This window comes from Actinoplanes sp. CA-030573 (assembly GCF_050951115.1).
GTDB lineage: Bacteria > Actinomycetota > Actinomycetes > Mycobacteriales > Micromonosporaceae > Actinoplanes.
In genome coordinates this window covers 9,160,877-9,173,396 of the sequence record NZ_CP192038.1, presented here as the reverse complement: position 1 = coordinate 9,173,396, position 12,520 = coordinate 9,160,877, and the positions used below count along the sequence as shown (strand labels likewise).

The 12,520-nt window shown below is 71.2% G+C and carries 16 protein-coding genes; 8 read left to right on the top strand and 8 right to left on the bottom strand.

Annotated features, from left to right (window positions below; translation table 11 throughout):
- The first annotated feature begins 200 nt into the window (after positions 1–200).
- The 3 genes from ACQP2F_RS42465 (at position 201) to ACQP2F_RS42455 (ending at position 2,500) form a co-directional block, all read left to right on the top strand.
- On the top strand, positions 201–908 hold the full coding sequence (locus tag ACQP2F_RS42465; protein ID WP_433298068.1) for a lytic transglycosylase domain-containing protein: 708 nt from the start codon (positions 201–203) through the stop codon (positions 906–908).
- A 127-nt stretch (positions 909–1,035) separates the two neighbouring features.
- Positions 1,036–1,782, top strand: coding sequence for a S1 family serine peptidase (locus tag ACQP2F_RS42460; protein WP_433298065.1), 747 nt, complete (start codon positions 1,036–1,038; stop codon positions 1,780–1,782).
- A 49-nt stretch (positions 1,783–1,831) separates the two neighbouring features.
- Positions 1,832–2,500, top strand: coding sequence for a rhomboid family intramembrane serine protease (locus ACQP2F_RS42455; RefSeq protein ID WP_433307845.1), 669 nt, complete (start codon positions 1,832–1,834; stop codon positions 2,498–2,500).
- Here ACQP2F_RS42455 and ACQP2F_RS42450 read toward each other — a convergent pair.
- Positions 2,464–3,312 (bottom strand): LLM class flavin-dependent oxidoreductase, encoded by an 849-nt coding sequence (locus ACQP2F_RS42450; RefSeq protein ID WP_433298063.1) that lies wholly within the window; start codon positions 3,310–3,312, stop codon positions 2,464–2,466. The genes ACQP2F_RS42455 and ACQP2F_RS42450 overlap by 37 nt on opposite strands.
- Here ACQP2F_RS42450 and ACQP2F_RS42445 point away from each other — a divergent pair.
- Complete coding sequence (locus tag ACQP2F_RS42445) at positions 3,265–3,687, top strand: MarR family winged helix-turn-helix transcriptional regulator (protein WP_433298061.1); 423 nt, start codon at positions 3,265–3,267, stop codon at positions 3,685–3,687. The two genes, ACQP2F_RS42450 and ACQP2F_RS42445, sit on opposite strands and share 48 nt — an antisense overlap.
- 22 nt (positions 3,688–3,709) lie before the next feature.
- Here ACQP2F_RS42445 and glpX read toward each other — a convergent pair whose 3' ends face one another.
- The gene (glpX, locus tag ACQP2F_RS42440; protein ID WP_433298059.1) at positions 3,710–4,747 is read right to left on the bottom strand and encodes a class II fructose-bisphosphatase; all 1,038 of its coding nucleotides are present in this window, start codon (positions 4,745–4,747) and stop codon (positions 3,710–3,712) included.
- A 102-nt stretch (positions 4,748–4,849) separates the two neighbouring features.
- On the opposite strand from glpX, the gene ACQP2F_RS42435 reads away from it, so the two are divergent.
- Both ACQP2F_RS42435 and ACQP2F_RS42430 read left to right on the top strand, forming a co-directional pair.
- On the top strand, positions 4,850–5,491 hold the full coding sequence (locus tag ACQP2F_RS42435) for a DUF4245 domain-containing protein (protein ID WP_433298056.1): 642 nt from the start codon (positions 4,850–4,852) through the stop codon (positions 5,489–5,491).
- 23 nt (positions 5,492–5,514) lie between these two features.
- Complete coding sequence (locus tag ACQP2F_RS42430; RefSeq protein ID WP_433298054.1) at positions 5,515–6,315, top strand: hypothetical protein; 801 nt, start codon at positions 5,515–5,517, stop codon at positions 6,313–6,315.
- A gap of 51 nt (positions 6,316–6,366) precedes the next feature.
- Here the strand turns inward: ACQP2F_RS42430 and ACQP2F_RS42425 are convergent, their stop codons facing one another.
- Genes ACQP2F_RS42425 through ACQP2F_RS42410 form a run of 4 tightly spaced genes read right to left on the bottom strand, consistent with a single transcriptional unit; the run spans position 6,367 to position 8,863 of the window.
- Complete coding sequence (locus ACQP2F_RS42425; RefSeq protein ID WP_433298051.1) at positions 6,367–6,576, bottom strand: exodeoxyribonuclease VII small subunit; 210 nt, start codon at positions 6,574–6,576, stop codon at positions 6,367–6,369.
- The gene (xseA, locus tag ACQP2F_RS42420; protein ID WP_433298049.1) at positions 6,573–7,808 is read right to left on the bottom strand and encodes an exodeoxyribonuclease VII large subunit; all 1,236 of its coding nucleotides are present in this window, start codon (positions 7,806–7,808) and stop codon (positions 6,573–6,575) included. Before xseA ends, ACQP2F_RS42425 begins: the two co-directional genes overlap by 4 nt.
- Before the next feature lie 9 nt (positions 7,809–7,817).
- Entirely contained in the window at positions 7,818–8,309 is a 492-nt protein-coding gene (locus ACQP2F_RS42415) for a hypothetical protein (RefSeq protein ID WP_433298047.1), read from the bottom strand.
- A gap of 50 nt (positions 8,310–8,359) precedes the next feature.
- Positions 8,360–8,863 (bottom strand): hypothetical protein, encoded by a 504-nt coding sequence (locus ACQP2F_RS42410; RefSeq protein WP_433298044.1) that lies wholly within the window; start codon positions 8,861–8,863, stop codon positions 8,360–8,362.
- Positions 8,864–8,942: 79 nt separating this feature from the next.
- On the opposite strand from ACQP2F_RS42410, the gene ACQP2F_RS42405 reads away from it, so the two are divergent.
- Positions 8,943–9,911, top strand: coding sequence for a 4-hydroxy-3-methylbut-2-enyl diphosphate reductase (locus ACQP2F_RS42405; RefSeq protein ID WP_433298042.1), 969 nt, complete (start codon positions 8,943–8,945; stop codon positions 9,909–9,911).
- Between the two features lie 85 nt (positions 9,912–9,996).
- Here the strand turns inward: ACQP2F_RS42405 and ACQP2F_RS42400 are convergent, their stop codons facing one another.
- On the bottom strand, positions 9,997–11,130 hold the full coding sequence (locus tag ACQP2F_RS42400) for a DNA recombination protein RmuC (protein WP_433307843.1): 1,134 nt from the start codon (positions 11,128–11,130) through the stop codon (positions 9,997–9,999).
- Between the two features lie 54 nt (positions 11,131–11,184).
- Between ACQP2F_RS42400 and ACQP2F_RS42395 the strand changes: the two genes are divergently transcribed.
- Entirely contained in the window at positions 11,185–11,940 is a 756-nt protein-coding gene (locus tag ACQP2F_RS42395) for a hypothetical protein (RefSeq protein ID WP_433298040.1), read from the top strand.
- Here the strand turns inward: ACQP2F_RS42395 and ACQP2F_RS42390 are convergent.
- On the bottom strand, positions 11,937–12,488 hold the full coding sequence (locus tag ACQP2F_RS42390; protein ID WP_433298037.1) for a hypothetical protein: 552 nt from the start codon (positions 12,486–12,488) through the stop codon (positions 11,937–11,939). The genes ACQP2F_RS42395 and ACQP2F_RS42390 overlap by 4 nt on opposite strands.
- Between the last annotated feature and the right edge of the window lie 32 nt (positions 12,489–12,520).

Below are 12,520 nucleotides of genomic sequence, written 5' to 3'. Positions count from 1 at the left end.
CACATCTACTTCACCTTGCGCAATGGTGTTCGGCGAGCGCCATCGCGTGGTCATCTTCGTCGGAGATCGACGTCGGGCCACCAGCTCGATCGAGGTTGATCGAGTTGTCGGCCCGAGTGGTCGCGGTGCTCGCGGCACGCCCCACCGCCCTCGCGGCGGCCGGACGTGCCGCGTCATTGCCCCCGACGAAGGGATACTTCGTGAGTCGGCCTTGGAGCCGGGTCGGAGTACGTTCCGCGTCGGTCGGCCTGCTGGTTGCGGGCTTGATCGGCGGCGTGTACCTCGGCAAGGACCGCGTGGTCCAGGCGCCACAGCAGAGTTCCGAAGCGTCGAACGTCGTCCAGGTGGATGTCGACGACATGCAGCTGCTCAAGCAGCGGCAGAGCCAGCACGCCGCGGCTCGCGCGTTCCAGCGCGAGGCCGAGGGCGACGCCGCCGAGAAGGCGGCCGCCGAGGCGAGGGCCGCCGCCGACAAGGCACACGACCTGGAGACGAAGGCGATCGCGGCCAAGAAGAAGGCCGCCGACGATGCCGCGAAGAAGAAGGCTGAGGAGAGCGGCGGCCCGGTGGCCTACAACGGACCGGTTCCGAGCTCCTGCAACGAGTACACCGGCGCCCGGAAGACCGGGTGTGCGCTGATGCTCGACGCCGGCTTCGGCATCGACCAGTTCCCGTGCCTCGACAAGCTGTTCAAAAAGGAGAGCGGGTGGAACTACCGCGCCTCCAACAGCAGCTCCGGGGCGTACGGGATCCCGCAGGCTCTGCCCGGCAGCAAGATGGCGAAGTTCGGCGACGACTGGAAGACCAACCCCGCCACGCAGATCAAGTGGGGTCTGGACTACATCGAGGGTCGCTACAACACGCCCTGCGGCGCCTGGTCGCACTCGCAGAGCACGGGCTGGTACTGACCGGTCTATTTAGACAAACGCGACAAAACGGGTCCAGCGCGGCGATCGCGATGGACCCGTTTTGCTGTGATCAAATGCCTGTATGGTCCGAAATGCCGCGCTCATCGTTATTGGTGCCATCGCGAGCGTGGCGGTTGCCTGCGCGCCGGCGCACGCCGTCGCGTACGACCATCATCGCCCGATCCGCGAGGTGGTCGGCGGCCTGGTCGCGCCGCCCGGCATGTTCCCGTGGATGGTCCGGCTCTCGATGGGCTGCGGCGGCGCCCTGATCGCGCCGCGCGTCGTGCTCACCGCCGGGCATTGCGTCGACGGGACGGGTGACACCACCACCATCAAGGTCACCGCCGGCGTCGTCGATCTCAAGTCGCCCAAGGCGCTCACGGCGCATTCGGTACGCGTGATCCGCGCGGCCGGCTTCCGCGACGAGACCCGTGGTGACGACTGGGCCGTGATCCGCCTCGACCACGTGCTCGACCTGCCCGTCCTGCCGCTGGTCAAGGACAGTTCCGGCGACCGCGGCCCGTTCGTGGTGATGGGCTGGGGCCAGACCCGGGAGGACTCGGTCCGGCAGGAACGGCGCCTGCACTACGCCCCGGTCCCGGCCGTCTCCGACGAGAAGTGCGCGGCCGAGTACCAGAAGGCCGACGTCAAGCTGGTGCCCCGGGAGCAGATCTGCGCCGGCAAGCGGGGCGTCGACACCTGCCAGGGCGACTCCGGCGGCCCGATGGTCGGCAAGAACGCGCTCGGCCAGTGGGTGCAGGCCGGCATCGTGAGCTGGGGACTGGGCTGCGCGCGGGACGGCTACCCGGGCGTCTACACCCAGATCTCGGCGTTCCGCGACGACATCGCGAGGGCGACCCGCAAGCTGAGCTGAGTCGAGTGACTCGTGGCAGCGGTTGCCGTTGCCTGGAACCATGGATGCCATGAGTTACGGCGGCTCGGACCCTCAGTCAGATTCGGCCAGGTTCGGCACCGACGCGTTCTACGCGTCCCTGGGGCGGGCCTTTGTGACCATGTGCGCCGTCATTCCCGTCCTGTTCCTGATCGAGGCGATCGACAAGGGCATCGGCGGCGGCGAGCTCGACGTGGCCGGCGGCATCATCCCGCGCCACGTCTCCGGCCTCGACGGCGTCCTGTTCAGCCCGTTCCTGCACGCCGGCTGGGACCACCTCTACGGCAACGCCGTGCCGCTCATCCTGGTCGGCACGTTCGCGCTGGCCGGCGGCGTGCGCCGGTTCATCTGGTCGACCTTCGTCATCATGCTGGTCAGCGGCCTCGGCGTGTGGATCGTCGGCGATCCCACCACCGTGGTCGTCGGCGCGAGCGGCGTCATCTTCGGCTATCTCGGCCTGCTGCTGACCCGGGGACTGGTCGAGCGCAGCTGGTGGAACCTGGGGGTCGCCGCCTTCATCGGCCTGCTGTACTGGTACCAGCTCTACAACATCCTGCCGACCGACGCCGCGATCTCCTGGCAGGGTCATCTGCTCGGCCTGCTCGGCGGCGTGATCGCGGCCATCCTGTTCCGCCGCAAGAAGCCGAAGACGCAGCCCGCCCTCTACTCGCCGACCACGACGACGCTCCCTCCGATCTGAAGCTTCGAGATCAGCCCGGCCGCCCGCTCGACCGTCCGCAGCTCGCGGTCCCGGGGCATGAGGATGAGGTCGGTGAAGCCGGCGGAGGCGAAATCGGAGCACGCGCGCAACGCCTCGTCGTCGGTGGCGGGCAGCGGGAACTGCACGCCACGCCGCAGCGTCGAGGGGTCGCGGCCCACCGCCTCGCAATGCCGATCGAGCACCCTGAGGAGGCGGGCGAGGTCTCCGGGCTCGGTGTCGAAGGTCGCGGTGAGCCATCCGGTCGCTCTCTCGGCGACGGTACGCATGCCACGCCGCTCGCCGTTGCTGGCGATCCAGAGTGGCAGGGGCCGCTGGACCGGCTTCGGGTCGGAGCGGGCGTCGGTCAGGCGAAAGTGCTTCCCCGCGAAGCTGACCGACTCCTCGTCCCACAGGCGGCGCAGAACGCGGGCGGTCTCGTCGAGGCGCTCGACCCGTTCGCGCGGCGAGAGCGACGGAAGGCCGGCCATCTCGTCGGCGACCGGATCGCCGCCGGCGCCGATGCCCACCTCCAGGCGTCCGCCGCTGACATGGTCGACGGTCGCCGCCATCTTGGCGAAGAGCGCGGGATGGCGGTAACCGACGCCGGTCACCAGCGTGCCGAGCCGGATGCGTGACGTGCTCGCGGCCATCGCGGCCAGCACGGTCCACCCCTCGAAGATGTCGCCGGTGCGGTCGCGGCCCATCGGGATGAGGTGGTCGAAGACCCAGGCGTGGTCGAAGGGCAGGTCGTCGAGCAGCGACCGGTGCTGCCCTCGGGTCTTGATACGCGGCTGGGATATCTGCTCAAACACGCCCAGATCGAGCTGGCCGAGCGTGGCCGGGCAGCGCTCGAGCCGCTGGGTGTCAACGGGCGCGAGCTCGCGGTGCTGACCGTGCTGGGCGAGGGCGAGGCGCTGGCCCAGCAGCAGGCGGCGGGGCGGCTCGGCGTCGACCGCACGACGATGGTCGACCTGGTGGACGCGCTGGAGGGCAAGGGCCTGGTCGAGCGGCGCTCGGATCCGGCCGACCGGCGGCGCAATCTCGTACATCTCACCGCTCGTGGCCGCGAGGTGCTCGCCGACGGCGAGCGGATCCACCAGGACGTGGAGAAGACGTTCCTCGGCGCGCTCAGCGCGCAGGAGGGTGAGCAGCTCAAGGACCTGCTGCGGCGGGTGCTGCGGTCCTGAGCCGGGCACCCGCCGCCGCTGGTCAGAGGACCGGGTCGCCCATCGGCACGGTGGGCAGGTGGCCGTCGAAGTCGACCGCCGAGTAGAGCGCCAGCTTCTCCAGCCGGTGGTACGAGTCGATCACCCGGATCGTCCCGCTCTTGGACCGCATCACGATCGACTGCGTGTGCGCGCCGCCGGACCGGTAGCGCACGCCCTTGAGCAGGTCCCCGGTGGTCACGCCGGTGGCCACGAAGAAGCAGTTGTCGCCGGTGACCAGGTCGTCGGTGGTGAGCACCCGGTCGAGGTCGTGGCCGCCGGCCAGTGCCTTCTCCCGTTCCTGCTCGTCCCGCGGCCACAGCTTCGCCTGGATCATGCCGCCCAGGCACTTGAGCGCGCAGGCCGCGGTGATGCCCTCGGGCGTGCCGCCGATGCCCATGAGCACGTCCACGTCGGACTCCATGCGGGCGGCCGAGATCGCCCCGGCGATGTCGCCGTCCGAGATGAACTTGATGTTCGCGCCTGCCTGCCGGACCTCCTCGACCAGCTTGGCGTGGCGCGGGCGGTCGAGGATGCAGACCGTCACGTCGGACACGCTGGACCGCTTGGCCTTGGCGATGCGGCGCAGGTTCTCCGCCGTGCCGGCGTTGATGTCGACGACGTCGGCGCAGTCCGGGCCGACGGCGATCTTCTCCATGTAGAAGACCGCGCTCGGGTCGAACATCGCACCCCGCTCGGCCACCGCCAGGACCGCGATCGAGCCGGGCATGCCCTTGCTCATCAGGGTGGTGCCGTCGATCGGGTCGACCGCCACATCGACCTCGGGACCGGTGCCGTCGCCGACGTGCTCGCCGTTGAACAGCATCGGGGCTTCGTCCTTCTCGCCCTCGCCGATGACGACGGTGCCCCGCATCTGGATCGAGTTGATGAGCTTGCGCATGGCGTCGACGGCGGCGCCGTCCCCGCCGTTCTTGTCGCCCCGGCCCACCCAGCGGCCGGCGGCCATGGCGGCGGCCTCGGTGACACGGACCAGGTCGAGAGCGATGTTGCGGTCGAGATCCTGCGGAACCCGGGCAGGCATAGGGACGCCTCCTCGCGACGTTGCGGGGGTGGTTGGTCCACCGATCCTCACATGCGCGGACGGGCAAAGTCCCGGATCAGCGACATGGTTAACAATGGTGGGGTGGAACCCGCGCCGCTGACCGATCCCGACCCGTCCTCCCCGGCCGGGGGCGGTGCTCCGGGCGTACCGCAGAAGACCGAAAGCCTTCCGGACGGGGTGCCCACCGACCCCACCGAGGTCCCGCGCCTCCGGCGCCGGGAAGAACGCTCGCCGCGGGACATGGCGTTGTCGCTGGCGGTGCTGCTGGTGCCGATCGCGTTGCTGCTGATCTTCTACCGGGTCGTGCTGAGCGGGGACGCGCCGGTGACCGTCGACCCGGCCGCCACCCTCCAGGAGGCCCGCGCGGCCGGCGTCTTCACCGTCGCCACGCCGACCGGCCTGAGCGACGACTGGCGTCCGGCGAGCGCGACGTTCCAGCGGCAGACGAACGGCGCGACCCTGCGGATCGGCTACGTCGACCCGGACAAAGACCCGGTGCAGTTGGTGGAGAGCAACGTCCCGGCGGCCACGCTGCTGCCGGGCGAGCTCGGCACGAGCGCGAAGGCGCTGGGCAACTTCCGGACGCCGGCCGGGGTGTGGCGCGTCTACGACGGACGCCCCGGGGAGCAGGCGCTGGTCCTGGCCGATCCGGCGCGCACGATCGTGATCGTCGGCAAGACCGACATGAAGAACCTGGAGACCCTGGCGTCCTCGCTGAGTTAGACGGTCATCTAAGCTCCCCCGCCATGATGAATCTACGGGGGGCTTTCGTCCCGTTCGCCATAGCCGGCGTTCTCGCGGCCGGAGCATGTGGCTCGCAAGCCGACGGCACCGGCGCGGCCGCGCCGGCCACCACCGCGACCACCACGAAGCCGGCCGACCCCAAGGCCGCGCTCGCCGCCTCGACCAAGGAACTGGCCGCCGGCAACTACGCCTTCAAGGCCGATTCGCCGATCGCCAAGGCCGACGGCAGTATCGACGCGGCCGACAAGAGCGCCAAGCTTCTGATCGACACCGCCGCCGAGTCGTTCAAGGTGAAGTTCGAAGTGGCGCTGGCCGGCACCGATCGCTGGGTGCGGATCACCACCAACGGCAAGAGCGTGCTCGACCGCGGCGCGAGCCCGGACACCTGGTTCCACGTCGACTCGACCAAGGTCAAGAAAGGCGGCGACCTCGACATCGATCTCAGCAACGCCGACATCATGGATGTCAGCGCGCTTGTCGACGCCGTGAGTGACGTCAAGGCCGACGGGAACACGATCACCGGCAAGATCGACGGCACCAAGGTCGACTCGGCCGACGGGTTCCTCGACAACGACACGATCAAGGACATGGCGGCGGCCGGCAAAGCGCTGCCGTTCACCGCGACCCTCGACGACCAGGGCCGGCTCGCCGAGCTAGCGATCGACGCTCCGGCCGCGGACAGTGTGCCGGCCGGGAAGTGGACCTTCACCGTCTCCGGCTACGGCGAGCAGAAGCCGCAGACCAAGCCGGCGGGCACGGTCAAGGAGATGCCGGCCTCCAGCTATTCGATGCTGAACGGCTGATCTTGTGAAAGGCCGGCGGCTTGCTCCGCGTCTCTTTTTGAGACCGGAGGCCTACTCCGCGTCGCCGGCTCGTGCGGCCCGGGCGGCGTCGATGCGCTCCCGGGCCCCGTCGAGCCAGCGCTGGCAGACGTCGGCCAGCCGCTCGCCGCGCTCCCACAGCGCCAGCGACTCCTCGAGCGAGCTGCCGCCCTGCTCCAGCCGCTCGACCACGGTGGCGAGCTCGGCGCGAGCCTGCTCGTAGCTGAGTTTTTCGTCGGTCATTCGCTCTCCTGTACGGCCGCGTGCAGCTCACCCTCGGCGAGCCGCACCCGGAGCAGATCGTCGGGCTTTACCTCGGTCGCCGCCCGGACCACGTGGCCGTCGGCACGTTGCACGATCGCGTAGCCGCGCTGCAGCGTCGCGGCCGGCGACAGGGCCCGCAACCGGGCCACCGTATGCCGCAGGTCGTCGTCGGCGCGGCGCAGCCGGTGCTCGAGGCTGCGGACCGCCCGCTCGCGCATCGCCGTCACGTCGGCCGCACGCTGGTCGATCAGCAGCTCGGGACGGGCCAGCGCGGGCCGCGACCGCCACGACTCGATGCGGTGCTCCTCGCGCTCGACGAGCGTGAGCACCGACCGCTCGATGCGGCGGCGGGCGATGTCGATCAGCTGCCGTTCCTCGGCCAGGTCGGGCACGATCCGCTTGGCCGCGTCGGTCGGCGTCGAGGCCCGCAGGTCGGCCACGTAATCCAGCAGCGGCGCGTCGGTCTCGTGGCCGATCGCGCTGACCACCGGGGTGCGGGCGCCGAAGACGGCCCGGCACAGCGCCTCGTCGGAGAAGGGCAGCAGGTCTTCGACGCTGCCGCCGCCGCGGGCGATCACGATGACGTCGATCGTGTCGTCGTTGTCGAGCACCTTGAGCGCGTCGATGATCTGCGGGACCGCGGTCGGGCCCTGGACCGGCACGTTGATCACCCGGAAGTCGACGGCCGGCCAGCGGCGTCGCGTGTTCATCAGCACGTCCCGCTCGGCGGCGCTGGCCCGGCCGGTGATCAGGCCGATGCGCTGGGGCAGGAACGGCAGCCGGCGCTTGCGCTCGCGGGCGAACAGGCCCTCGGCCGCCAGCAGCTTCTTGAGGCGCTCGAGGCGGGCCAGCAGCTCGCCCAGGCCGACCTGGCGGATCTCGTCGGCGCGCAGGCTGAGCGTGCCGCGGGCGGGGTAGAACTCGGGCTTGGCGTGCAGCGTGACCCGCGCGCCCTCGGCCAGCTCGGGCGCGCCGGCGTCGAGCACGTCGCGGTGGGCGGTGACGGTGAGACTGAGGTCGGCCGAGGGGTCGCGCAGGGTCAGGAACACCACCGACGAGCCCGGGCGGCGGCTGATCTGGGCGACCTGGCCGTCGACCCAGACCCAGCCGAGCTTCGCGATCCAGGCCCCGACCTTCTGACTGACGACGCGCACCGGCCACGGCTCGTCGGCGGTGCTCTTCGGCGTGGAGGTCGGCTCGGGCTCACTCACCCGGCCAGACTACGGAAGACCTCCGACATTCTCGTCGTCCGCTATCTCGGCCCGCGCCTCGGCGTGCGTGTGCCGCCCGGCCGGGTGACGTGGCGCCGCCCGGTGGGCCGGGGTCAGCACGGTGGCCAGGAGCACGGCGAACAGGCCCGCGCAGCCCCAGAACAGCACGTCGGCGACGGCGTGGCCGGGATGCGACATCGGGAACGGGAAGCCGTTGGCGCCGCCGATGGCCAGGCCGGCCACGCCGATGACGAGACCGGCCAGGTAGGCGTACCGGCTCGGCCGCTTCTCCAGGAGGCCCAGCGTCAGCAGCACCAGGCCGCTCCCGAGCAGCACGACGTGGAAGATCACGAAGCGCGGGTCGTCGAGGCCCATGACCAGGTCGAGCAGGCCGAGCGCGATGAAGGCCCACGCGACCAGCAGCCGGATCATGGTTACCGCGGAGGGGATGAGCCCGCCGTCATCGTCCGCCTCGGCTTCTTCCGGCTCGGCTTCGCCCATGCGACCGAGTATCGCCGCCGGACGGGCCTCATTTGGCCGATTCGTGCGGGTCAGGCCCGGCGGTAACGCACGAGCACGCCGATCACCACGAGCACCATTCCGACGTACGACCAAAAAAGCGCATCGGTGGCGACGGCGACGAAGTCCACCGTCCAGTCGGCGCCGTGCGCGAGCCGCTCCGCGGTCGCCCAGTCGTCGGCCACCGCCCCCCGCTGGGCCCACGCGAAGGGCCAGCCCCGGTCCTCGATGTAGGCGAACTCGCAACACGTACGCACGCGGGCGGACACCAGCCCGACGGCCGTGCCGGCCACCGCGAACAGGATCATCGTGACCGTCGTGACCAGTCGCGGCAACCGGATCCGATGCGGCATGAGCAGCACCAACCCGACCACCGCGAAGACGATGCCGATCGTGAGATCGACTGCGGCGGTCGGCCCGTGCACCGCGAACAGTGCCCAGGTCAGGCCGCCGACCAGGGAGAAGGCGCCGAGCAGCCACCGGCCCGCGGCGACCCAGAGGTTGGTCTTCCGGTCGTGCGCTATGTCATCCACCACCGCACGAGTATCGACGACCGGCCCTGTGGCGCATCTCGCAGAGGGGCACCGCCCACCGAGCGGCACGTACCATGGCCGGGTGACCGAAGCTCGCAAGCGTGTTCTGCTGGCCAAGCCGCGCGGCTACTGCGCCGGCGTCGACCGGGCGGTGCAGACCGTCGAGGAGGCGCTGAAGCTTTACGGCGCCCCGGTCTACGTCCGCAAGCAGATCGTGCACAACAAGCACGTGGTGAGCACGCTCGAGGCCCGCGGCGCGATCTTCGTGGAGGAGAACGAGGAGGTCCCCGAGGGGTCCACCGTCGTCTTCTCGGCGCACGGCGTCGCGCCCGAGGTGCACGAGCAGGCCCGGGCGCGCAACCTCAAGGCGATCGACGCGACCTGCCCGCTGGTCACCAAGGTGCACCACGAGGCGAAGCGGTTCGCCGCCGACGACTACGACATCCTGCTCATCGGTCACGAGGGCCACGAGGAGGTCATCGGCACGTCCGGCGAGGCCCCGGCGCACATCCAGCTCGTCGACGGTCCCGAGGCGGTCGACAAGGTCGTCGTGCGCGACCCGGCCAAGGTCGTCTGGCTGTCGCAGACCACGCTGTCGGTCGACGAGACCATGGAGACGGTGTCCCGGCTCAAGACCCGGCTGCCCCTGCTGCAGTCCCCGCCCAGCGACGACATCTGCTACGCCACGCAGAACCGTCAGCACGTGGTCAAGGAGATCGCCCCGTCCTGCGACGTGGTGATCGTCGTCGGCTCGAAGAACTCGTCGAACTCCGTGCGCCTGGTCGAGGTCGCGATCGACGCCGGCGCGCGGGCCGGCCACCTGGTCGACTACGCCGCCGAGATCCAGGACGAGTGGCTGTCCGGGGCGACCACGGTCGGCGTCTCGTCCGGCGCGAGCGTGCCGGAGGACCTGGTCATGGACGTGCTGGCGCACCTGGCGTCGCGCGGCTTCGGCGAGGTCACCGAGTACACCACGGCCGAGGAGCGCCTGACCTTCTCGCTGCCGCAGGAGCTGCGCCGCGACATGAAGGCCGCGGCCGCGAAGAGCTAGCGCCGGCTTCTCGCGCCTCCCCGCGCTCGCGCCCACCCTTGGTCGCGGGTCCTCCTTTTCCCCGCGCCTTCCCTTCCCGGGCGGGCTAGCTCAGCTCAGGCGCTTGAGGCTGGCGGGGTGCGACCTCGACCTGCGGCGGCGGCGGCATCTCCTGGTGCGACACCCCCATCTCGGCCAGCTTGCGCGCGCTGACCAGCACCCTCGACTCCAACGAGCCAACCGCTTTGTTGTACGCCGTGACGGCCCCGCCGAGCGCCGTGCCGAGCTTGCCGACGTGGTCACCCAGGGTGGCCAGCCGCCCGTAGAGCTCCCGGGCCAGCCCGTGCACCGCCACCGCGTTGCGGGCCAGCTCTTCCTGCCGCCACGAATAGGCCACCGTGCGCAGCATCGCCACCAGCGTGGCCGGGGTCGCCAGCACCACGTTGCGCCGGAACGCGTGCTCCATCAGCGTCGGGTCGTGCTGCAGCGCCGCGTCGAGGAACGGGTCGGCCGGCACGAACAGGACCACGAAGTCGGGCGACGGCTCGAACGCCGTCCAATACTCCTTGGCCGACAGCGCGTCGATGTGTGAGCGCAGGTGGCGGGCGTGCTGGTCGAGGCAGGCGTCGCGGGTGCGCTCGTCGCGCGCCTCGGCCGCCGACAGATAGCCCTCGAGCGGCGCCTTCGCGTCCACCACGATGCTGCGGCCGCCGTGCAGGCGTACCACCAGGTCGGGCCGCACGCCCTGCTGGTCGGTCACGCCGGTGACCTGCTCGGCGAAGTCGCAGTGCTCGAGCAGGCCGGCCGCCTCGACCACCCGGCGCAGCTGATGCTCGCCCCAGCGCCCCCGCACCTGCGGCGCCCGCAACGCCGCCACCAGCTGTTTCGTCTCGGTGCGCAGCTCGCCCGACACCGCGCCCATCTGCCGCACCTGCTCGCGCAGCTCGGCGTAGGCGTCGATCCGCTCCCGCTCGAGCTGGGCCACCCGCAGCTCGTAGCGGCGCAGCGTGTCCTGCAGCGGGGCGACGGCGATGGCCACCGCCTCCTGCGACTGGGCGGCCGACTCGTAGGACAGCGCCCGCATCGACTGCTCCAGCCGCTCCTCGCCGTCGCGGTGGGCCTGGACGGTGGCCTCGAGCCGGGCGATGTCGGCCGCCGCGCGCATGCGGGCCGCGAGCCAGCCGAGGGCAGCGCCGGCCGCCAAGCAGAGGAGCACCACGGCCAGCGTCGAGACGGTCACATCGGGCAGATTGCCAGAAGGGTACGACAAGAACCGCGAGGGTACCGTTGAAACATGAGTGTGTTGCTGATCCTGGGCATCGTCATCGTCGTCCTGCTGGTCGTCATGCTCGCGCGCCGCAACGGCGCCGCGAACCAGCAGACCCACCTCGAGGACGCGCGGGCCGACGCCCAGCGGTGGTACGAGCGGCTCGGCGGTCAGCTGATGAACCTGCACGGCGACGACCCGGCCGCCCGGCAGGCCCTCTCCGACGCCGGCGAGCGCTACAACGCGGCCGGCGGGCAACTCCAGCAGGCCAAGACCGTGCGCCAGTTCGAGCTGGCCCGCGAGTCGGCGCTGGAGGGCCTGAACTACGTGCGCGCCGCCCGGGTCGCCATGGGCATCGACCCCGGCCCCGACCTGCCGCCGCTGGCGAGCGCGCAGGGCGCCGGCCGGCTGACCCAGGAGCGCGAGGTCAACGTGCAGGGCCAGCACTACAAGGCGGGCCCGATGCCCGGCGCCGACACGCCCTACTACTACCCCGGCGGCCGCGTGCAGGGCCGCCCGGTCCCGGCCGGCTGGTATTCGACGCCGGTCTGGAAGACGGCGCTGGGCGCCGGCGCCGGCGTCCTCGGCGGCATGCTGATCTTCGACGCCCTGTTCTCGCCCGGGTTCGGCGACATGGGCTACGGCGACGGCTTCCAGGACGGCTACCAGGACGCCGCCCAGGACTTCGGCGGCGGCGACTACGGCGGCGACAACATGGGCGACTTCGGCGGCGGCGGCGACTTCGGCGGCGGCGGCGATTTCGGCGGCGACTTCGACTTCTAGGAGACGGGTTCGGCCGGCAGCCTTCTCGCCAGCTCCCGGCGCAGGGCTCGCGGGCCGGGCCAGATCTCGGTGAGGTCGGCGGTGAAGGCGACGCCGCCGGCGGTGTCGGTCATGGCCGGGCCGCCCGGGCCTTCGCCCTGCACCGGGTGCACGCGGTCGAGGTCGACCGGCGTGACCTCGAGCACCGACCGCAGCCCGCGGCGGCGCACCACCACATGAGCGATGTCCGGCCACGCCAGCAGGATGGGGTCGCTGTCCTGGGCGGCGAGCTCGAGGCCGCCGGAGGAGAGGCGGATCCAGGTCTTCAGCGCGCCCCGGGTCGACCACGCGTACGCGCCGGCCGCCAGCATGCTGATCGCCGCCGCCTCCAGCCCGGTCTGCCACCAGGGGTTCCCGGTGCCGCCGGCCAACAGCGCGGCGATCGGCGACACCGCGCCGAACGAGACCATCAGCAGTGCGAAGACGGTCACGAACGTCCGCCACGGCGAGGACCGGAACAGCACGGTGTCGGCGGCGGGCGCCTCGACCTGCTCGGGCGCGATCGACATGCCTTTCATGCTGCAACAGCGAGGACGGCCGG